Origin of the sequence: Arcobacter sp. F155, from assembly GCF_004116455.1 — a bacterium.
GTDB lineage: Bacteria > Campylobacterota > Campylobacteria > Campylobacterales > Arcobacteraceae > Halarcobacter.
This window is the reverse complement of sequence record NZ_PDJU01000002.1, coordinates 79,944-103,292: the sequence shown is the minus strand read 5'-3', so window position 1 is coordinate 103,292 and position 23,349 is coordinate 79,944. Positions and strand designations below refer to the sequence as shown.

The 23,349-nt window shown below is 27.6% G+C and carries 16 protein-coding genes; 7 read left to right on the top strand and 9 right to left on the bottom strand.

Going from position 1 to position 23,349, the window contains the following annotated elements; genetic code table 11:
- The first annotated feature begins 110 nt into the window (after nt 1-110).
- Nucleotides 111-605: a protein disulfide oxidoreductase gene (locus tag CRV03_RS02995; RefSeq protein ID WP_129083670.1), complete on the top strand. Its 495-nt coding sequence runs from the start codon at nt 111-113 to the stop codon at nt 603-605.
- Between the two features lie 133 nt (nt 606-738).
- Nucleotides 739-3,291: a methyl-accepting chemotaxis protein gene (locus CRV03_RS02990; protein WP_164968606.1), complete on the top strand. Its 2,553-nt coding sequence runs from the start codon at nt 739-741 to the stop codon at nt 3,289-3,291.
- A 24-nt stretch (nt 3,292-3,315) separates the two neighbouring features.
- Here CRV03_RS02990 and CRV03_RS02985 read toward each other — a convergent pair whose 3' ends face one another.
- Complete coding sequence (locus CRV03_RS02985) at nt 3,316-6,684, bottom strand: ABC transporter substrate-binding protein (RefSeq protein ID WP_129083668.1); 3,369 nt, start codon at nt 6,682-6,684, stop codon at nt 3,316-3,318.
- A 159-nt stretch (nt 6,685-6,843) separates the two neighbouring features.
- Between CRV03_RS02985 and CRV03_RS02980 the strand changes: the two genes are divergently transcribed.
- Complete coding sequence (locus tag CRV03_RS02980; protein WP_129083667.1) at nt 6,844-7,632, top strand: ABC transporter substrate-binding protein; 789 nt, start codon at nt 6,844-6,846, stop codon at nt 7,630-7,632.
- Nucleotides 7,633-7,719: 87 nt separating this feature from the next.
- Entirely contained in the window at nt 7,720-10,083 is a 2,364-nt protein-coding gene (locus CRV03_RS02975; protein ID WP_164968605.1) for a PAS domain S-box protein, read from the top strand.
- Nucleotides 10,084-10,085: 2 nt separating this feature from the next.
- Here the strand turns inward: CRV03_RS02975 and CRV03_RS02970 are convergent, their stop codons facing one another.
- Nucleotides 10,086-10,661, bottom strand: coding sequence for a methyltransferase domain-containing protein (locus CRV03_RS02970; protein WP_129083665.1), 576 nt, complete (start codon nt 10,659-10,661; stop codon nt 10,086-10,088).
- 144 nt (nt 10,662-10,805) lie between these two features.
- Here CRV03_RS02970 and CRV03_RS02965 point away from each other — a divergent pair, with 144 nt between their 5' ends.
- Together CRV03_RS02965 and CRV03_RS02960 are read left to right on the top strand one after the other, a co-directional pair.
- Nucleotides 10,806-13,625: a PAS domain S-box protein gene (locus CRV03_RS02965; protein WP_129083664.1), complete on the top strand. Its 2,820-nt coding sequence runs from the start codon at nt 10,806-10,808 to the stop codon at nt 13,623-13,625.
- Nucleotides 13,626-13,714: 89 nt separating this feature from the next.
- On the top strand, nt 13,715-14,071 hold the full coding sequence (locus tag CRV03_RS02960) for a hypothetical protein (protein ID WP_129083663.1): 357 nt from the start codon (nt 13,715-13,717) through the stop codon (nt 14,069-14,071).
- An 18-nt stretch (nt 14,072-14,089) separates the two neighbouring features.
- Here the strand turns inward: CRV03_RS02960 and CRV03_RS02955 are convergent, their stop codons facing one another.
- From CRV03_RS02955 to CRV03_RS02925, 7 genes are all read right to left on the bottom strand, one after another.
- Nucleotides 14,090-15,934 carry a GGDEF domain-containing protein gene (locus CRV03_RS02955; RefSeq protein ID WP_129083662.1) on the bottom strand — a complete coding sequence of 615 codons (1,845 nt, stop codon included), beginning with the start codon at nt 15,932-15,934 and terminating at the stop codon, nt 14,090-14,092.
- A gap of 121 nt (nt 15,935-16,055) precedes the next feature.
- On the bottom strand, nt 16,056-17,357 hold the full coding sequence (locus tag CRV03_RS02950; RefSeq protein WP_129083661.1) for a murein hydrolase activator EnvC: 1,302 nt from the start codon (nt 17,355-17,357) through the stop codon (nt 16,056-16,058).
- A complete protein-coding gene (locus CRV03_RS02945; protein WP_129083660.1) occupies nt 17,350-18,168 on the bottom strand; it encodes a cell division protein FtsX in 819 nt (272 codons plus the stop codon). The genes CRV03_RS02950 and CRV03_RS02945 overlap by 8 nt, the downstream gene beginning before the upstream one ends.
- Nucleotides 18,155-18,817: a cell division ATP-binding protein FtsE gene (locus tag CRV03_RS02940; protein ID WP_129083659.1), complete on the bottom strand. Its 663-nt coding sequence runs from the start codon at nt 18,815-18,817 to the stop codon at nt 18,155-18,157. The genes CRV03_RS02945 and CRV03_RS02940 overlap by 14 nt, the downstream gene beginning before the upstream one ends.
- Nucleotides 18,817-20,010: a tRNA (guanosine(46)-N7)-methyltransferase TrmB gene (trmB, locus tag CRV03_RS02935; RefSeq protein WP_129083658.1), complete on the bottom strand. Its 1,194-nt coding sequence runs from the start codon at nt 20,008-20,010 to the stop codon at nt 18,817-18,819. The genes CRV03_RS02940 and trmB overlap by 1 nt, the downstream gene beginning before the upstream one ends.
- 4 nt (nt 20,011-20,014) lie before the next feature.
- The gene (locus CRV03_RS02930) at nt 20,015-21,289 is read right to left on the bottom strand and encodes a fibronectin type III domain-containing protein (protein ID WP_129083657.1); all 1,275 of its coding nucleotides are present in this window, start codon (nt 21,287-21,289) and stop codon (nt 20,015-20,017) included.
- Entirely contained in the window at nt 21,237-22,223 is a 987-nt protein-coding gene (locus CRV03_RS02925) for an RluA family pseudouridine synthase (protein ID WP_129083656.1), read from the bottom strand. The genes CRV03_RS02930 and CRV03_RS02925 overlap by 53 nt, the downstream gene beginning before the upstream one ends.
- A gap of 19 nt (nt 22,224-22,242) precedes the next feature.
- Here CRV03_RS02925 and CRV03_RS02920 point away from each other — a divergent pair, with 19 nt between their 5' ends.
- The gene (locus CRV03_RS02920; RefSeq protein ID WP_129083655.1) at nt 22,243-23,349 is read left to right on the top strand and encodes an FtsW/RodA/SpoVE family cell cycle protein; all 1,107 of its coding nucleotides are present in this window, start codon (nt 22,243-22,245) and stop codon (nt 23,347-23,349) included.

Below are 23,349 nucleotides of genomic sequence, written 5' to 3'. Positions count from 1 at the left end.
GCAAAACTATGATTTTACATACGATTATGATGAGAAGATGAAGACTTTTTCTCTATATATTAAGTACACAAAAAAACTGTATAATCTTTTTAAAATTAATAAGGCAAGTTTTGAAAGAAAAATTAAAAAAATATTTAAAAGAGATTATTGTTTTTGTTGTTGTGTTAACTATTGCTGCAAATGCTTTTAGTTATTATCGTTCACAAGATTTAAATAAAGAAAAATTAGATTTGCAAACTGTTACATTATTAGATGGAAGTTTATATACTCTTCCTAGTGATAAACCTGTACTTCTTCACTTTTGGGCAACTTGGTGTCCAACTTGTAAATTTGAAGCTTCAAATATAGAAAAAATATCAAAAGATTATGAAGTAATCACAGTCGCTGTTCAATCTGGAACAAAAGAGCAAATACAAAATTATTTAGATGAGCATAAACTTAGCTTCAAAGTTATCAATGATGAAGATGGCTTTTATTCAAGAAAATTCAATATTCAAGCTTTTCCTACAACCTTTATATATGATAGTAAAAAGAGTCTAAAGTTTAGTGAAGTAGGTTATACATCAACCTTTGGATTATATGCAAGAATGGCTCTTATTAAATAAGTTATATAATTATCCCTTAATATAATTATTACCTATAATTATAACATGAAAGTAAGATTATAATTACTTATATAATTTAAATCTAAAATAAACATTATTGTCCTATAATACGACTCAAGCAAGGAGAATGATAATGTTTAAAAATATGAGTATACAAAAGAAATTTTCTTTTGTGACTGTTCTTATAATATTTGTTGCATTAGTAATTAGTTTTTTGGTTTTTAATTACTATAAAAATATTACAGAAGAGGAAGTTTATCAAAGTACATTAGATGAGTTAACTACTCATGTCACAGAGAATGTACAAGCAAAAAAAGATGTTGGTATTTCAAATGCTCTATCAATAGCAAATGATGGAAGAATAAAACAAGCACTAAGAGAAAACAATAGAGAGTTAGCAATTCTTAGTTTAAAGTCAATCTCAAAAGAGATGAAAGACCATACACCTTTTAAAAATATCAAAGTTCATGTACATACAAAAGATAATAAATCTTTTTTAAGAGCATGGAAACCAGAAAAATATGGTGATGATTTAAGCTCATTTAGACATAGTGTTGTAAAAGTAAATAGTTCAAATGAACCAGTTAATACAATGGAACTAGGAAAAGCTGGACTTAGTTTAAGAACAGTAGTTCCTATTAAAGATGACAATGGAGAGCATTTAGGTTCTTTAGAGTTTATTCAAGGTTTAAACTCTGTTGCAAAGAAGTTTGATAAAGACAAAGATGCTTTTTTACTTCTTATGGATTTAAATGTAAAAAAAGTTGAACTATTTAATGATACAAATAAGTTAAAAAACTATCTTATTTCTCAAAAGTTCATAAATAAAGATTTCTTAGCAGATGCAAGAACTATTGACTTAGAGTCTTTAAAAGCAAATGGTTCTTATAGAAGCGATAAATACTTTTATACAAGTAGTGAGGTAAAAGACTTTAGAGGTGAAACTTTAGGAATCTATCTTGTAGCAAGACCTTTAGCAATAGTTGAAAGTGCAATTATTAGTGCTGAAAAGTTTATTAATACTGCTATTATGATTTTAGTAATCTTTGGTTTAGTAGTTTTAGTTGCAATCTTATCTAATCTAAAAAATACTGTTATCAAGCCATTAAGTATTTTATCTGATGCAATTGTAGATTTAACAAAAAGTAATGACCCAAGCCAAAAAATCAAGCTAGATAGAAATGATGAATTAGGACTTTTAGCAAATAACTTTAATAAATATCTTTCAAATATAGAAGAGGGTTTAAAACAAGATGCAAAAGTTATTGATGAAGCAATTGATATTGTAGAAAAAGCTAAAGATGGATTCTATACATATAAGATTGATTCAACTGCATCAAATAAACAAGTTGAATTACTAAAAGAGAATATTAACCAAATGTTAGAAGTGACAAGGGATAATATTGTTATGGTAATTAACGCACTAATCGAGTTTGGAAATGCCCACTATGATTATAAAATTTCTAGTGATAAAAGTGGTAATATAGGTTCTTTAGTAAAAGGAGCAAATGCTTTAGGTGATTCTATTTCAGAAGTTTTATCTATGATTGATAAAACAGGAAGAAGCTTATCAATAAATTCAAATGAACTTGCAGCTACATCAGAACAACTTTCTGCTTCTGCAACTGAACAAGCAGCTAGTTTAGAAGAGACAGCAGCAGCAGTTGAAGAGATTACTTCAACTATTGTTTCAACTGGACAAAGAGCAAAAGAGATGTCTACAATTGCAGAAGATTTAAAGGTTACAAGTGCAGAAGATGATAAGTTAGCTCATAGAACTGGAAAGTCGATGGAAGAGATTAATACTGCAACAAATGATATTGTTGAAGCTATTACTGTAATTGACCAAATTGCTTTCCAAACAAATATCCTTTCACTTAATGCAGCGGTTGAAGCAGCAACTGCTGGTGAAGCAGGAAAAGGTTTTGCTGTTGTTGCAGGGGAAGTTAGAAATTTAGCAAATAGATCTGCTGAAGCTGCAAAAGAGATTAAAGATTTAGTAATTTATGCTCAAGAAAAAACAAAAGAGGGTAAAGAAACAGCAGACCAAATGGTTGAAAGTTTTAAATACTTAAATGAAAAAGTTTCTCAAGTTACAACAAATGTAAATGAAGTGAGTTCTGCTACAAATGAGCAAACAAGAGCAATGGAGCAAATCAACTCTGTAATCACTCAGTTAGATAAAGCAACACAAGAGAATGCAAATGCTTCAGAGATAGTTTCTCAAAAAGCAATGACTTTAAGTGAGATAGCTTCAAATTTAATGTCAGTAATTAGTAGAACACAATTTGATACTTCAAAATCAAACCAAGTATGTGATGTTGATTTAGTATTTGATACAACAAAATTAAAACTTGACCATATTTCATTTAAAGAGACAAACTTTAAAGAGCTTGGAAATGGTAAAACAGCAAAAGTTAAAACTCATACAGAGTGTGCTTTAGGTAAGTGGATTGAGCAACACTCAAATGAGTCATATACTAACAACAAAGATTGGGATGAGTTCCTTATAGCTCATGAAAAAGTTCATAGCAATGTTCAAAAGTATATCGATATTGATGCAAAAGATAAAACAGATAAACAATTATTCTCAGTAGCTAGAGATATTGAAGAGAATACAACTAAAGTATTTAATTATATTGATAAAATCAAAGAGCATAGGTGTGAAGATTTAAAAAACTCATAAAAGAGTAAAAGGACTTAGTTCCTTTTACTTCTTCTCATATAAAACAAACTTGTTTCTACCACTCTCTTTTGCTTTGTATAAAGCATCATCTGTATGATTATATATAGCTTCGGCATCTTCTAGTTTATTTCCATTTTCACTGTATAAACCTATTGAAACTGTTATATAATTACTTGCTTTGTTAAACCTATGTTCTATTTGTAAACTCTCAATCTCTTTTTTTATAATTGCTGCAAAATCAGTAGCTGTCTCTTTAAAGTGTGGAGTAAAGATAATTGCAAACTCTTCACCACCAATTCTAAATGCATAATCAGAAGACCTTTTTGTTAAACTATTAATAGTTTTACCAATCTCTTTTAATACAATGTCCCCTTTAGGGTGGCCATAGTTATCATTGTATTGTTTGAAGCAGTCAACATCAAAAATCATTAGTGCTAAGGCATGACCATCTCTTTTTGCTCTATTTATTTCGTCTTCAAAGACTTTGTTAAAATGTCTTCTATTATAAAGACCAGTTAATTCATCAGTAATTGATAACTCTTCAACTCTTTTTTTATCAGTTATATCATGCCTAATTGAGGTATAACCAGTAATTTCCATTTTATTATTAAAAATAGGAGAAATTTTTGCTTCAACCCAATAAAAACTTCCATCTTTTCTTTTGTTTTTTATTTCACCTTTCCATATTTTGCCACTAGAAATTGTTTCCCATAACTCTTTAAATAACTCTTTTGGCATATCTTCATGTCTAATAATATTGTGATTTTTCCCTATTAGTTCATTTTTTTCATAGCCACTTATCTTGCAAAATGCTTTTGAGGCTTGTGTTATAGTTCCTTTTTCACTAGTTGATGAAGTAAGTACATGTTCATCAATAATTCTAATATATTTTTTCATATTGATATTTAATTTATTAATTTGTCTATTTTTATATATAACAATCACAATAACTACTAAAAAGAAAGAGACAATAAAAAGTATCTTTTTCAAATCGATACTCTCTTCATAAGTTACTGAACTATATTTATTAAATAAGGCTTCTTTCTTTTTTTCAGAAATTGAAGTTAGAACTTTTTTCATAATATTAGATAGTAGTTCATTGTCTTTTTTTGTAGCTACAGAAAGGCTCCATTCATCTTGAACTTCTCCTGCTATTTTTAAACTATTAGAAAAGTTTTTTTGTATTTGATAACCAATAGTAGGAAGTAAACCAATATGTGCATAGACTTGATTTCTTTGCACCATATTTAAACCTTCATTTATAGAAGATACTTCAATAAACTCTATTAAAGGATAGCTGTTTTTTAGTACTTCTTTATAGGCATAATCTTTTACGTATGAGACTTTTCTTTTACCTAAGGTTTTTAAGTCTCCAATGAAAGGCTCTTTCATTTTAGTTGCAACAACTAAAGGAAAAGATAAGTATGGTTTAGAGATATTTAATATCTTTTCACGCTCTTTTGTTCTATATATGAAGGGTACAAGCTCACAGTTCTCATTTTTTATACTTTCTAGTGAACTAGACCAACTATCTGTTTTTATTAGATTGAAGTTTACTCCAAGTTTTTCTTCAAATATTTTTATATACTCAGAACTTAAGCCAATATGTTTATTCTCTTCTATTTTATCTAATGGCATCCAGTTTGGGTCAATACAATAGTTTATATTTTTTTTATCTATTAGATATTCGTATTCATCTTTTGTAAAATCTACATGTTCCCCTAGATTTTTGATAAGCCATTCAGATTTTAATTTTGTTATTTCGTTTGGTTTTACAAAGGCATTTGCTTTTTCTAATATTGATTTTAAATGATTATTGCCTTTTTTTACTCCCATATACATAGGAATATTAACTACTAAACCACTATCTTTATTTAGTTTTATTGTTTTTAAGTTACTTAGCCAGTAGTTATTTATATGGTATTCTAGTGTTGATAGGTTTTCTATTGTTGCATCAGCTGTTCCATTTGATACAGCATCAATTGCTTCTTTTATTGTTTTTGTTGTCAAGAGTTTTATTTTTGGATATTTTTCTCTAATAATTTCTTCAAAAAAAGTATTATCTAATATTGATAATGTTTTTCCATTTAAATCTTCTAAAGTACCAATATCAGAACTTTTATTAACTGCTAGTGCAATTGAAAAGTTTATATGTGTAAAATCTGTATAGTCAATATACTTCTTTCTTTCTTCATTTATAGCAATGTGTGGAATAATATCAAGACTTCCTTCTTTTAGCATATCCAAAGATTTAGCCCAAGATTCAACTGTCTTAAACTCCAGTTTTATATTAAGAATATTTGCTAAAAGTTTCATATACTCAATTGAGTATCCTTTTGCTTGATTAGAAATATTAAAGTTATAAGGAGCAAAAGCTTCCATATTTAATACAGATATAGTAGGGTTATCAACTAAATACTGTTTTTCTTCATTTGTTAAATCAATTCCTTTACTATTTACATACTCTTCAAAAATAAAGTCATTTACATCAAGTTTTGAATCCATAAGACCGTATTTAATATATAAATTATTGATATATTGTACTCGACCCTTATCCATAGTTCCTAAAGGAATTAAATCTTTAGAAATTAAACTTTCTATTGCTTTTGCTTCATATCTTAAGTGCTCAATTGATTTTTTACTATTATATTTTTCAAGAATTAGTTGGATTGTTTCTTCTTTATTCTCTAAAGCATACTTCCAACCCTTTAAAGAAGCTTCTCTAAAGTTTTTTACTCTATTAGGATGATTTAGTGCTTCATTTTTATTTGTAAAAAGCATATCACCATAGATATCTAAACCATAATTCATTGGATTTATGATGTCAGTTTCAACTCCTGCTTCCTTGAAAAGAAAAGGTTCATTTGTCAAATATGCAGGCATCAGGTCGGCTTGTTTATTTATAACTTTTTTATAGTCACCTTTTTCTCTTTTTCTTATCAATTCAGCATCTACATTGAATTTTTTTAGTAAAGCAAGAAGAGAAAAACCATCGGCATCATTTGGATAAAATATTATCTTCTTATTATTTAGGTCTTCAATAGTTTGTATTTTTCTATCTTTTCTACTAATTAGTATATTTGCTGAGTGTTGAAAGATTGGAGCAACTGTAATTATTGGTTCATTTCTAGCTTTATAAAGAAAAAGTACTGAATCAGCGATTCCATATTGGGCTTTATTATTGATTACTTCTTTAATATTGTTATATTTTAAATCTCTTTCTTTGATAGTTACATCAAGACCTACATCTTTATAGTAGCCCTTTTCTTTGGCAATATAGTATCCAGCAAATTGAAATTGGTGAAACCATTTTAATTGTAAAGTAACCTTTTGCATTGCAAAAGAGTTTATTGCTGTTAGTAGAATAATTATTGATAAAAAGATTTTATTCATATATTTACCTTGCAGAAATATTTATTAAGTTTATATTATTATATCACACTTATATTACTTTATTGAAAACTAACTTATTTTATAATAAATATTAAAAATTATGATAATATAAAAAGTATAGACTGATAGTAATTTATAATATTATTTTAGGGAAACGATATGTATAAAAAACTTAAGATTTTAGTAATCTTTATATTTCTAGCTACTTATTCACACGCACAAGACAGTAGACTAGATAGAATTTTAGAAACAAAGCAATTAAATGTTTGTATTTGGCCTCAGTATTACAGTATTACTTATATTGACCCAAGAACACAAGAGTTAACAGGTATAGATAGTGATTTATCTAAAGAATTAGCAAAAGATTTAGGTGTTGAGTTAAAACTAGTTAAAAGTTCTTTTCCTACATTAATCAAAGATGTAACATCTAATAAATGCGATATTGCAATGTTTGGAATTGGAAAAACTAAAAAAAGAATGGAAAAACTTAGATTTACAACTCCTCATCTAAACAGTGATATTTATGCTGTAACAACTAAATCAAATAAAAAAATACAAAACTGGGATGATATAGATAAAAAAGGTGTTGTAGTTGCTGTTGCTAAGGGAACTTATCATGAACCTATTATGAAGAAAAAGCTTAAACATGCAAAGCTTGTTGTAATAAAAGGTTTTAAACAAAGAGAAGATGAAGTTCAATCAGGTAGGGCAGATGTTTTTATGACTGATTATCCTTATGGTAAAAAAATGTTAGAAAAAACTCAGTGGGCAAGACTTGTTTCTCCCAAAGAAGAGTATTTCCTCACTTCTTATGCTTGGGTAACTGCTTATGGAGATGATAAATTCTATAATGAAGTTGAAAAGTTTATTGAGAATATTAAAAAAGATGGAAGATTAAAAAAATTAGCAAAGCAAAATGGTTTAGAACCAATTATTAATTTAAAATAATAGAGTTTAAGCATGGCTAATAGTTTAAAATTAGTAGTTGGATTGTTTTTTGCTTTTTTTATTATAATTTTTAGTATTATGACCTCCTTGTCAATACTAAAAGATGAAGCAGTTGATAACTATCTTACTATCTCGAAATTAAATGCAAAATCTTTTTCAAAAGAGTTAAATCAAGATTTATCTAATATGGAGCAAACTATATTAAATCTTGAAAACTTTTTTAAAACAACTAAAGACTATAGTAATATAGAGAATAAACTCTTTGAAATAATTCAAGATTATCCTCAAATTAGATCTATAAATATTTTAGAAAATAATAGAATAATATATAGTTCAAATAACTATAACTCAGATTTATATCTACCTAATCAAAACTTTTATCCAAAACCTATATTTGATGATAATATTTTAAAAATATCAACGCCTTGGATAGGAAGAGATTTTGTTTCAGGAAGTGATGTTTATGAAAATGAAGAGAAAATAAAACCTAATGAACAATCTTTTATTCCAATTTCTAAAAACATAGAAATAGATAATAAAGTATATCAAGTTATCATAAATCTAAATACTGATTATTTTAAAGATAGATTTTTTAGTAATATTACTTCTGGTGAGATTATCTTTGAAATTCTAAGATTAGATGGTGTTTTACTTTTGTCTACAAATGAAAATCATAAAATTGGAAAAAGAATAAAAAAGAGTGATTTACTCAAAGCAGCAATAGAAAAAAATCAATATACAGGTATAGAAGTAATAGATAATAATAAATATATCGTAACTTATATCTTAACAAATAACTATCCTATAAGTCTACTTGTAAAACTTGATTATGAAAAGAGTTTATCAAGTTGGAATAAAAGACAATATAACTTTTTTGTTGTAACTACAATTATTGTTGTACTAAGTATTTTAATTGCACTGTTTTTCTTCTATTTATATACTAGAAAAAAAGAAGAAGAGATAAAGCAAGAAAGAGCACAAGTACAAGAGCAAGAGAAGTTTAAACTACTTTTTCAAGACTCACACTTCTTAGCAACGGTTATTGATAGTAATGGTCGTATTTTAGAGATGAACAATATTGCTTTAGATTTTCTAGGGGAAAATGTAAAGAGCATTCATAAGAAAAAATTCTGGGACTTAAAGTGTTGGATAGGTTCTGATAAAAGTGCAATTAAAAATAAAATAAAAAATTTCACTGAGAGAAAATACCAAGATGAACTTATTGTTTTAAATAAAGATAAAGAAGAGAGAATTGTAGAGTTTACTCTTTCTTCAATAAACAATGCAGAGGAAACACTTTTAGTTGCAATTGGTTTAGATATAACATTAAAGAAAGAAAAAGAAAATAAACTAAAACAAGCATATACAGTATTTAGTAATACAAGAGATGGAATTATGATTACAAATAGTGATACTGTTATTTTAGATGTTAATAGAGCTTTTGAAAAGATTACAGGATATAAGAAAGAAGATATTTTAAATAAAAAAGTAAATGTATTAAAATCAAATACCCACACAAATGAATTTTACTCAAAAATGTGGGAAAGTATTTTAGCTAAAGGCTTCTGGGAAGGTGAAATAACCAATAAAAAAAGTGATGGAACAAACTTCATTGAGTGGCTAACAATAAATGCAATTAGAAATGAAAACAATGAAGTAGTAAACTATATTGGTGTATTTAGTGATATTACAGAACAAAAGCTTAGGGAAAAACTTTTAAAAGAGAAAGACTATGCACTGTTCCAGCAATCTAAAATGGCTGCAATGGGTGAAATGATAGGAAATATCGCCCACCAATGGAGACAACCACTATCTGTAATCTCAACTGCAGCAACTGGAATAATGGTGCAAAAGAACATTGGTGTTAGTGTAGAAGCAGATGAAATCAAGTCTTTAAATGCAATTAATAATTCAGCCCAATTTTTATCTCAAACAATTGAAGATTTTAGAAGTTTTTTAAAGCTTGATAAAGAGGTTCAACTATTTAATATAAATAAAACAATCCATGATGCTTTAGATTTATCAAGTATAAATAGAAAAAATAAAAATATTTCTATTAATTATGAGATAGAAGAAAACTTAGAAGTTTATGGTGTAAAAAATGAGTTTATTCAAGTTATGATGAATATTCTAAAAAATGCAGAAGATGCCTTAGATAAGCAAGAAGCTGAAAAGTTAATCTTGATTAACTCTTATTTAGATGGACAAAATGTGATTATCAAGATTATGGATAATGCAGGTGGAATTGATTCTAAGATTATATCTCGAATATTTGAACCATATTTTACAACTAAACATCAGTCTCAAGGAACAGGAATAGGTCTTTATATGAGTCAAGAGATTATAAGAAACCATATGAATGGTAAATTATATGTTGAAAACTATTCATATACTTATAAAGATAGCAGTTACATAGGAGCTTGTTTTATTATAGAGTTACCTTTTAAGTAACTCTATTTTTTTCTTATTGCAATTGCTTGTTTTCTCATCTTGTATAGTTCAAAACTTTCATTAAAAAACTCATCATATTCTAAAGTCTCTACTTCTTTTTCATCAAAGAAAGATTTTAGTTCCCCTTCTTTTAATAAAAAATCAGGGTTTGAAGGTGGTTTTTCGTTCTCTTGGTGGAACATATAGGTTTCTATAAATAAAACACCTTCTTTTTTTAAAGCTTTAACTAGTTTAGGAATAGCTTTCCTATCTAAGAAATTTGTCATTATGATTAAATCATAGCTATTTTCATCAAATTTATGTGTATCTAAATCTACAAGTTGTGTTTTTATTTTTGGGTTATTCTTTTCATTTAAAGAATCAAGTGCAACTTCTGAAATATCAACTGAAGTTACATTAAAACCACTATTTGCAAGAAAAATTGAATTTCTACCTGAGCCACAAGCTACATCAAGTGCATCTAAACCCTTTGTATAGATTATTATATTTGATAGTTTATAACTTTGGGGTCTACTTGCTAAAAGTTCAGGAGTGTTTTTATACTTTTTATTCCATTTTTCTTTATCTTCTATTGCCATATCAACTCTTTTGTTTTTTCAATTATACAAGCTTTTACTTGAAAGGTAGAATATTAGAAATAAAAGTTAAATTGTTAAAAAAGTGTAATTGAAATAATTTATTTGTTATAATAATTGAAGGTTGCTAATATGTGAGGTTGTATTATGATTGAGTCTGAATTAAAACTAGCTCGTTCAGAAGAAAAGTTCAAAATATTATTTGAGTTTTCTCCTATTGGAATGGCAATGATTGAACAAGAAACAGGAAAGTTTATAGAAGTTAATCAAGCTTTATTAGACTATACAGGTTATTCAAAAAGTGAGTTTCTATCCTTGTCTTTTTGGGATATTACTCCAAAAGGTTATGAAGAACAAGAAGAACAGCAGTTTAAAGACTTGACAAAGTATAAGCGGTTTGGACCAAATGAAAAAGAGTATATCAAAAAAGATGGAACAAGATTTCCCATTAGAATTAGTGGTTTTAGTTTAGAGGAAAATAATGCTAAAAAAGTTGTTTGGGGATTAATTGAAGATATAACCACAACTAAGCATTATGAAGTTATTTATAAAGATAATAAAGAGTTATTAGAGTATGTAGCTATAGAAAGTTCTTTAGATAAGTTACTAGAAAGAATTGTATTACTTGCAGAAAAAAGATGTTTCCCTTCAAAATGTTCAATTCTTTTATTGGATAAGTCAAAGACTAGACTACTTACAGGTGCAGCTCCTTCTTTACCAAAGTTTTATAATGATGCTGTAAATGGAACAAAAATAGGAAAAAAAGTTGGTTCTTGTGGTGCAGCAGCTTTTGCAAAAAAGAGAGTTATTGTTGAAAATATTGATGAACATAAAAACTGGCAAGGTTTTTTAGAGTTCACACAAAAAGCAAATCTTCACTCTTGTTGGTCTGAACCAATTATCTCTTCTAACAATGAAGTTTTAGGTACATTTGCAATATATAATGAAAAGCCATCTTCTCCAAATAGTTATGATTTAAAGTACATAGAGACATATGCAAATATCGCTGCAAAAGCTATCGAAAAACATGAATATACTTCTACATTAAAAAATAGAGAAAAGAATTTAAAACTTCTATTTGATAACTCTCACTCTGGGATTGTTTATGTTTCAAAAGAGGGTGAAATTCTTGATGCAAACCATAGATTTGCAGAGATGATGGGATATGAATCTGCAAAAGAGTTTATTGGGCTTCATACTACAATATTTCATATAAGTGAAAAAAAGAGAAAAGAGTTTTATAAAAAGTCTCATCCTAGTTTAATAGAAGATAGAACCTTCGATATAGAGTATAAATTAAAACGAAAAGATAATGTTCCTGTGTGGTGTAGAATGTCAGGAAAGGCTTTAGATGAAAATAGACCAGCAGATTTGTCTAAGGGTATTTTATGGACAATAAATGATATCTCTTTAAGAAAAAAATATGAAGAACAGTTAAATCAAAAACAGATACTACTTAAAAATATTTTACTTACAATTCCTGATATGGTATGGCTAAAAGACCAAGATGGTGTATATTTAGCTTGTAATCCAGAGTTTGAAAAGTTCTTTGGGGATAAAGAGGGAAATATAGTTGGTAAAACTGATTATGACTATGTAGATAAAGCACTTGCTGATTTTTTTAGAATGAATGATAAAAAAGCAATGAAAGCAAAAGGTGTTAATAAAAATGAAGAGAAAGTGACTTATGCTTCAGATGGAAGAGAGGTTTTATTGCATACTTCAAAAAAAGCCATGAAAGATAAAGATGATAATATCATTGGAGTTTTAGGAATAGGTCATGACATTACAGAGTTAAAAAGAAGGGAAAATGAGTTAAAGGAGTTAAATATACTTGCTAACTCTTTAACTAAATCTCAACAAGTATTATTGTCATTATTTGATAAGGGTGACTCAGTATTACTAAAATGGAAAAATGATGAGATATGGACTATTGAATATGCTTCATTAAGTATTAAAAAACTTTTAGGATACTCAAAAAAAGAGTTTTTAAACAATGAAATTGACTACTTTAATTGTATTCACAAAGATGATTTAATAAGAGTAAAAAGTGAATATAAAAAATCATTAAATAAGAAGAAAGACTATTTTAAACATGAACCTTATCGAATAATCACAAAAAGTGGTCAAGAAAAGTGGGTACTTGATTATACCGCAACTGAAATAGATAATGAAAATTGTGTTGTGAATTTTATTGGATATATCATTGATATAACAGAGCAAATAAAAAATCAAGAGATGATGTATCAGCAATCAAAAATTGCATCTTTAGGGGAAATGTTAGGTAATATCTCACATCAATGGAGACAACCTTTATCTGTAATTGCAAGTGTAGCAACTGGTACAAAACTAAAAAAAGAGATGGGAATACTAGAAGATGAGGAGTTAATGTTAAATCTAGATAATATCAATAAATATGCCCAATATCTTTCATCTACAATTGATGATTTTAGAAACTTCTTTCTTTCTGATTCTCAAATTAAAAAAAGCGTCAATCTAAAAGAGGCTATTTTTAAGGTAATTTCATTAGTAAAGGATTCATTTAAAACAAAAGATATAACTTTAATACTAAATCTTGAAGATGATTTATTTTTTGAATGCAATGAGAATCTATTTATTCAAGCTTTAATCAATCTATTAAATAATGCAAATGATGCTTTGAGTAATCTTGATGATAGTGAATTTAATAGATATGTTTTTATTGATTTATTTAAGAAAAAAGAGAATTTTATTATTACTATAAAAGATAATGCAATGGGAATAAAAAAAGAGTATGTTAATAAGATTTTTGAACCATATTTTACTACAAAACATCAATCACAGGGTACGGGAATAGGTCTTTATATGACAAATCAAATTGTTACTAAACATTTAGGTGGGGAAATAAGTGTCGTAAATCATGAGTACTCATATTTAGATCAAGAATATAAAGGGGCAGAGTTTACCATAAAACTTTTGCCAAAGTAATCTTAATTTAAGTAATTAGTTTTTTTATTACTTTAATTCTTAAGAGTGCTAGTTATAGAATTAATTATATAATAATTAAGGAGTTTATTATGAAACTTCAAGGAATTACAATCGACTTTTACGACAAGCGAACATGTGGTCTTTTACCAGACCTTTGTGCCCAATGGGATATTCGTTATGATGAATTAGAAGATAATGAAGATTTAATCTCTTATTGGGAAGAGAGTCTTAAAAATGTTTTATCTAAAACTGATAAGGTAGTTAGCGGAAATGTAGAAGGTAAATCTATTTTGTATTCTGCTGATGAAGAGGCAATAAAAATAATACAAGATGAGTTTAAAGAGTTAGAATTATCAACTATTAATTATGATGATATTATTCGATGTGAACACTGTATTAAACATGATTATATAGCTGATGAGAATCAACTAGTAGAAGCTAATTAAAATTAATTAGCTTCTATATTAGAACAAGTCAACACTTGAAACTTGTTCTTCTTTAAATCTAACTACTTTATCTCTTCCGCTATTTTTTGCTTCATATAAAGCAATATCAGCATTCTTGATAACAGTTTCAAATGAACTTGAATCTTCTGGATACATAGAAAGACCTAAACTAACAGTTTTCTTTAGTTTGTTTCCTGCATAAACATCAATTTCATTTTCTCTTACTTTATCTCCAATTTTTCTTGCTACGTTTAGGGCATCCTCATCACTGTTTACACCCATAAGTAAAATCATAAACTCTTCACCACCATATCTAATGATGATATCTGATTCTCTTACTGTCTCATTTAAAATTCTAGCAAGCTCTTTAAGTACTTTATCCCCAATATCATGACCATACTCATCATTTACAGCTTTGAAGTGGTCCATATCAAGCATTAAAAGTGCAATATTAGTTCCATCTCTTTTTACTTGAGGAAGCATTTTCTTAGTATACTCTTCAAGGAATTTTCTATTATATAGACCAGTTAATCCATCTGTAAATGCAGATTCTTGTAAAGCATTCATAAGAAGTTTAACTTCAATAGAAGGTACAGACTCTTTTAGATAACTTTTGATAAATACAGTTTTCTCTTTTAGTTCTTCAAGCTCTTCTTGTGTATCACAAACACAGTTAATAATTAAATATAAACTTTGTGTAATATCTACATTGAAGCAATAGTATAGTTTATCACTATCAAAATGTGGACAAGTGTTATGGAACTGAACTGACATTACATCACTTTTGGTTCTTGCTGCCCTACAAGCTTCAGGATTATTTTTTAAAGTTTCATCACAATATAACGACTCTCCACACTCTTTCATTGTAGTCATTTTTTGTTTTTTCATATCGATTTCTACAAATGAGAAGTTCTTTAAATTGAACTTATTTCTTAATACTTCTGCTAATCTATCGTAGATTTCTTCTTTTGTATTATCTAACTCAATTTGTTTTTTAAATTGATATAGATTTGATAGATTATCAATAATCTCTTTTGAGTCTTTAAGTGGATTTCTATTTTTATTTGAAGCTTTAAATCCAACGAAACCTTGAAGTTTCTTATCAATATCAACAGCAGTATCTTTAAATGACTGAATTAAATTATTGTAATCTTCTGTAATATGAATCATCTCTGCTGATAAGCCAGATGGAGGAACAATTCCTTTAAATCTACCATGTGTTGCTTGATTGATATTTATTTTAAACTTGTCAAATAGTCTTAGGTATGGACTTATTAATCTTCTACTAACTAAAATAAATAAAATAATTGTTGTTAAAATTAAAACAGTAATTACATAAATAGATTCAATACCTATTTCTTTGATAGTACTAATATCTAAGACAATAGAAACTGCACCTAATGTTGTACCTTGTTCTACTTGGTGGCATTTTAAACAATCAATTCCCTTTTCGGCAACTGCGTTATATGGAATAGTAACCCTTACTGTTGTGCTTGTAATCTCTTCTTCTATTATATATTGCATTTTTCCTGTTGCAAGTGCTTTTTTATCAAAGTCATCTCTAGGAGGGTTTTTTAAGTGAGAAGATGGAAATTGTTCATTAACATATTTACTTCTTACTAGCCATAGTTGTTCTACATTTTTAATATTAGATGCAGAATTTATAAATGTATCAACGTCTTGCATATTACCATTAATCATATGTGCAGTTAATCCACTTTTAACAACCTCTGAAATAGATTGTGCATTGTGAATTGCAGATTTAATCCCTGTCTTTCTTAGATTATAAAGACTAAATATGGATATAGTAACTGAAAGCATAATAATCATAACTATCGTATAAAGCGTAATATTTTTTCTCATTGCATACCTTTTATTAAGGTAGCTATTCTATAAAAAATAGGCTTAATATATTAAAAAAATATAAGAAAAAATATATAAAAATTTAATTTTATTTTTATTTAATAATTTATAATGATTTTTATTATATTTTGAAAAGATCTTTTGGATTAATGTGCATCTCATTTTTGGTAGCTTGGAAGGTAAGTGTGTTATTAACTCTTCCTACAACATAACCTTTTTTTATCCATCTTCCTACCTTTAAAGAAGGTGAGATTTGGTCTAAGTGAGAATATATTGTGTGTAATCCATTTCTATGTTGTACAATAACAACATTTTCAAGCATACCTGCATCTTTTTTTGCATAAACAATTTTTCCATTAAAAATTGATTTTACTTTTGCTTGGGGTTTTTTTGTTTTTAATACAATTGACTCATTAAATAGTTTGATTTTATAAACTGGGTCATAATATTTTCCAAACTTTTTAACAACTTGAAATGAATCAAGAGGAGCAATAGTTTTTCTTCCTCTATATCTTGAAATCTTAATTCCAGAAGTTGAAGAACCAATCATTCTAACATCTATATCAAGATTTTTTGCATAGCTGTTATTTCTATCTTCATCACTAACTTCATACTTAGTTGATTTTTTCTGTGCTTTTCTTCTTTTCTTTTGTGCTGCAAGTCTTTTGGCTTTTGCAATTGCTGCTCTTCTTTGCTTTTCTATCTCTTCTTTTTTAAGAATATTTAGTTTCCCAAGAAGTTGTTTTAATGAGTCTTGCTTTTGTACAGTTTTCTTTAACTCTACTTGATACTCTTTGTGTTTTCTTTCTAGTGATATTAAAGATTTAGAGTGAGTCTTTTTTAGAATATTTAACTCTTTTTTCTTTTTAATTCTATCTTTAATATAAGTACTAATTTGGTTGATTTTTCTTTTATTCTCTTTTCTATTTTGAGTTAATAGTTCATAGCTATTGTTTATTTTGATAATCTCATCTTTAGAGCTTTGAGAAAGTAGGGTATAAACTTCTGAATCAATAAGTTCTTGAAGACTTCTTTCTCCTGCAAGTTTTAATGCAATAGAAGAAGAAAACTCATTTATAATTGTATCAACAATCTTTTCTTCACTATCTTTTTTTTCTTTTATTAAATCACTTGAATCTTTTTGTAGACTCTTAAGTGCTTTTTTTGCATCAACTAATTGACCTTGATGTTTTTTAATATCAGCATTAATAATAGTAATTGCTTTTTCTAATCTTCTTAGTTCACTATTTTGATTATTGATTTGTTTTGCAAGAATTTTGATTTGTAAATCTTTTTGTTCTTGGGCTTTTTTATTTTTTTGTAGAATTAGTTTATTGTTTTGAATTTTTTTATCAATACTTTTAGTAGAGGCTCCAAATAAAGTGATTGATACTAAAAATAGTAAAGCTAATCTTTTAATCATATTTTATTTTATACTTTAATAATACACCAATAATTGTTAGTATTGAAATACCAAATGATAAAAGAAAAATCTTAGAAAGTGACTCATTTAAAGATAGAGTTACTTGTACAATATTCTCTAAGTCATTAGGCAATAATACACCAATATTATCTACTAAGTAAATAAACATTGCAGATACAATAAAGAATGAAATAAATGAACTTATAATCGCATATTTTAAAATAGTTGAGGAACTATATAAAATAGATGCCCCGTGTAGTTTTAAAATAGTGATTTTTTCATGGTGTTCATAGAACCATATTCTAATTTGTTTAGAAATCATAATTATTGCAAATATTGTAATGATACTAAAAAGTATAAAAGATATTTGACTAAGTAAAAGCATCAATAGATAAACACTATTATGATTTTTAGAAAAAATTTCTACTTTTCTAACATTTTTATTTGCATATAGTTTATCTTTTATAGTTTGTAGTTGGCTAGTTGTAGGAAATGCCTCTAGATTTATTTTATAAAAATGTGGCAATTTCTTTTTTAATAAATTAATAGAAGAGCTTGATAGGTCTGATTTAATATTATCAATAATAGACTTTTTTTCTAAAGTAATTATCTTCTCAACATTGATACCAGCAAGTTCTGTAATCTCTTCTTTTATTAAAGGCGTATTTGTAATAACTACAATAGAGTAATCATTTGCTATTTTTATTTTATAGTTCTCTAAAATATTAGAAGAGAATAGATAGATAATAAAAGATATTAACATTGCTGTTAATGGAATAACAAAAGCAAATGTATTTTTAAGAAACTTCATAAATTATCCCATCTTCAATAGATAACTGCCTAAATCTAATACCAAAGTTCTTTGGAACTCTGTGTGTTACAACAACAACTGTAATACCTAGTTGTTCATTTGCACCTTTTAAAAGGTTCCATACAACTTCAGCTGAGTAATCATCAAGGTTACCTGTTGGCTCATCTGCGATGATTATTTTAGGATTGTGTGCAAGTGCACGTGCCACTGCAACTCTTTGTTGTTCACCACCACTTAGCTCATTTGGATAATACCCAGCTCTATGTGATAGCTTTACATGATTTAAAAGTTTTGTTGCTTGTTCCCTCGAAATATCATTTGAGTAACCATTAATTTTAAGAGGAATCATAATATTCTCTTCAATAGTCCACTCTTCAATTAGTTTATAGTCTTGAAAGATAATTCCAATATCTTTTCTAAGACTTCTTAGGGATTTTCCTTTTATTCCAAAAACATTTTGACCTGCGATTTTTAGTTCTCCATGTTTTAAAGGAATTTCACCATAAAATGATTTTAGTAAAGTAGATTTTCCACTACCACTAGTTCCACCAATAAATATAAACTCTTTCTCTTTTATAGAGAAGTTACCTTTTTTGATAACATATTTGTTTTCATCATAAGAAAGATATATATTTTTGGCTTGTATCATTATTTTAATATCTCTTTTATTTTATTGTGTGCTTTTATATTTGAGCTTGTAGGAAGAGGTAAGTCTTGGAAATATGAAGCTTTACCATCTTTTACAATAATATATTTACTTAATGGTCTATCAAAATTACCAAAGGTAACTTGAAGAAGTCCAGAATTAGTCTCATTTTCTATAACAAAAACATCTTCTACATGTACGAAATAGTCTTTTTCAACTAAAGTTTTAGAAGGGATATTTTTAATTGTTTCTTCAAAGTTAATTTCATCATTGAAGTTGAAATCAAAGTCATGGTTTATCTCTTCATCTTCTTGCTCACATAATAAAACTACATCATAGATATGTTTACCTTGTTTTTTCCATCTATCTTCATATTTACTTGAAACAGGAAGGTCTTTATTTATATCTATTGTAATTTTACCCTTTGGAAGGTTTGTAAGTAACTCTGTACAGTAGTCAAAATATTTTCTACTATCTGTTCTTAACTCTAAAGTACCATTTACTTTTAATACTCTTAATGCTTCATTGATAAAATCAGTTGAATAAACTCTTCTGTGAGGTTTTTTATCCCAAGGAACAGGGAAGTGAACAAAGATTCTTCCAACTTTGTTTGATTTAATAAACTCCATAAAAAGTCTAGCATCGTAGTTTACAACTAAGATATTATCTAACTCTTGGATTTTTACTTGTTTTAAAAGTTGCTCAATAGAAGGAGTATGAATCTCTAAGCCTATAAACTGAACATCTGGGTTCTCTTTTGCTTGGTGTAAAAGATGTCTTCCACTACCAAAACCAATCTCTATTTGAATCTCTTTATCTGTATCAAAATCATTTAAAAAATAGTTAATGTCTTTTAAGTACTCTTGCGTTGGTTCAATTTTTTGATTTACATTTTGTGTATTTGCAAAAAGAATTTCTGACTCAGTAATTTTTGCATAAGAGTTTAAAGAGTCTTTGATTAATTGAACAGGACTTACTCTAGTAACTTTATCTGGCTTTAAAAGTAAGTTGTCATCTTTTTGTCTTAATGTTAATAAAAACTCTTTATTATCTCTTGTTGTAGAGATTTTATACTCTGTTTTTCTAGGTTTGTCTGTAAAATTATATGATTTTGCAATAAAGTTAAAGTTTGTACCATCAATTGTTGATGGTACCTTTAACTCTTTATTTGATTTATTAAATACTATATGAGGCATTTATTTACTTCATCTCCACTAACTTAGGTAAAATAAGCTCTGTTTCTTTTGTAATCTCAGAGTGAATTCCATTTTTATCAACTGCTTGAATAGCATAGCTATACTGTACACCTCTTACGATATCTTTGTCTTCAAATCTAAGTGCTGTAATATCTTGGTATTTGATAGTTTTATCTTTGAAGAAACCTTCTTTAATAGTTTTATAAACAGTATATGAAACTGCTCTATCATCACCTGCTTGCCAGTTTAAAATAGCTTTAGCACCTTGAATTTGAGCAAGAGTCATCACAGGTTTTCTTAGTTTATTTAAAGTAACACCCATTACAGAATTAACATTTAAGTTACTTTCTAAACCATCTTTATCAATAGAACTTACTTTGTAGAAATATACTTTTCCATCTTCATTAACAAAATCTTCATAGTTTAACGTTTTAGCGTTAACTGTTTTTATAACATCAAAACCTCTTTGGTCATCTGTACTTCTGTAAACATTATATTTAACTACATCATTAGATTTTGAAGGCTCCCAAGTTAAAGCAATCTTTCTTGGAAGGTTCGTTGTTGCTTTTAAACTTAAAATCCCTGCTGGTAAAGGTTTTGTCTGAGCTTTTACTAAAGCACTTGGCATAGTCTCTAAACCATCAAATGTTTTACCAATAACTCTATAGTGATAAACAACATTATCTTCTAAATTTAAATCAATGTACTCAGCTTGTAATCTACCATCTAAAGTTTCAATCTCTTCCCACTTGCTAGTTGCAGGAGTTTTTCTTTGAACTTCATAACTTTCAATTCTTTCACTATTGTGAGGTCTCCATACAATTTTAATCTGTCTTGGAAGATTTGAAATAGCTTGGATAAAACTTACTCCTTCCATAAGTGGAAGTGTTGAAACCACATAGTCATTTGTAGTTCTTGATTCAAACTCTGTAGCAGTTGCAGAAGAAATTTTATAAACATATTTTGTACTAGGTTCTACATCTTCATCTACATAGTGAGTTGTATATCTATTTTCAACTGTATCAATTAGTTTTAATTTTGCACCATCTTTTTGAAGGTTCGCTCTATAGAAGTGATACCCAGTAACTCTTGGATCATCAACCTTTCTCCATTCAAAAGCAATAGCATTTATATCAGGAAGAGTTCTAATAGAAGCAGAGTCAACTACTTCAAGAGTCTCATTTATTTTTGGTTTTGTATTATCAAAGTTTTTTAAACTACATCCACTAAGAAGTAAAATTAAAGCACTTAATGATGTTAGCTTCATCAATTTTGTCATTTACAAGCTCCATATTAAAATTGTTTGTTAAAAAGTCATGCATATCGTCTGAAAGTTTTGCAGTAAAACTCATTTTTTCTTTTGTAATTGGATGAATTAAGTAAAGATTGTATGCATGCAAATAAAATCTATTTATTTTATTTAATTCGCCCTTAAATCCATATAAATTATCACCTAAGATATGCCTATTCATAGAGCCCAAGTGTACCCTTATCTGGTGTGTTCTACCTGTGAAAAGTTTACATGCTATTAAATCATATTTGTCATTATTTGAAGTACACAGTTTACTAAAAGCAGATTTTGCATTTTTACCATTTTCTTCAATTGACATTTTAAGTCTATTATTTGGGTTTCTAGCTATTGGTTTTTCTATAATTACATCATCTTTTAGGGGTAAATCAATGATTGCCAAATAGTATCTTCCCATACTTTTATCTTCAAGTTGTTTTGAAAGTCCTGTATGAGCTTCATTAGTTTTTGCAATAACCATTACACCACTGGTACCCTTATCTAATCTATGAACAATACCATGTCTTTCTTCTCCACTTATAGTTGAAAGTGAGAAGTTATTTAGTTTTAACCAATCAACTAGTGTGGCATCTTTTACACTTGGAGCATCATGAACTGTCAAGTTATAGGGTTTATTTACTACTAAAATATATTCATCTTCATAGATTATCTCAATGTTTTTACCCTCTAAAGACTCTTTTACAAAAGTTTTATCTTTTACGGGATTTATTTCAGCCTCAGGGAAGTGAACTTCTACTTCTTGATTTTGCTTTAATTTTAAACCTCTTTTTATACAGGTTTTACCATCTACTTTTACGTATTCTTTGTTTATAAGCTGTTCTATTTGATTTCTTGAAGCATCAATTTTAGAACTTAAAAATTTATCTAATCTATTTGTCTCTTGAACAATAAAAAATTTATCCATATTTGGGTACTCTTTCACTATGCGTTTATTTGATAAAAGAATTATTTCACATTTTGATTATTTAATAGTTATATTTGTATTGCCGTTAATATTGTTATCGTACAATCTTATAAGTGAAACAAACCGTATATTAGCGAATAAACAATTAATTTATTTTACGATTTCATTAATTGTTTTCTTTATAATATTTATCTTGCCAATTAGAAGAAATATTAGACTAATTCCTATTTTGTATTGGCTTGGGATATTTTTGCTTTTAGCGGTTGAATTTTGGGGTGTTACAAAGCTAGGTGCAAAAAGATGGTTAAGCTTACCATTTTTAAATATGACAATTCAGCCAAGTGAGTTGTTTAAACCTGTATTTATACTTATGCTTGGACATTTAATACATAGTAAACCACCAGAAGATAGAGGATATAGTTTTAAAGATTTTATATATTTCTCTTTTTATATTTTACTTCCTTTTGTTTTAATCGCAAAAGAGCCTGATTTAGGGACTGCTTTAGTATTATTATTAGTTGGTTATGGAATTTTATTTATAGTTGGAGTAAACTGGAAAATATGGGCTACTATTTTTGTAACCATTGCTTTAGCTTCACCTTTTATTTATACTAATTTGATTAAAGATTATCAGAAAAAAAGGATTAAAGATTTCCTTTCAGAGAAGCCTAGTTATCAAGTGCAACAATCAATTATTGCAATTGGAAATGGTGGTTTAGTTGGAAAAGAAGCCGAAGAAGCGACACAAACACAATTAAAGTTTTTACCTATTGCAACAAGTGATTTTATTTTTGCATATTTTGTGGAGAGATATGGATTTTTAGGAGCTATTGGACTTATATTTATTTATGGTTTATTGATTTATCATCTACTGTCCTTTAATTACTATTTCCATGATGATTATGTAATTCGTTCCTTCGCCTCCGGACTTGGACTTCTCATATTTTTAAATATGAGTATTAATATTTTAATGGTTATTGGTTATGCACCTGTTGTTGGACTTCCTTTACCTCTATTTTCATATGGTGGGAGTTCCTTTATTAACTTTATTGCACTATTTGCTATATTAGAAAATCTATTAGCATTTAGGTATATGGATATGTATAATTTTGAAAGGCGATTATAA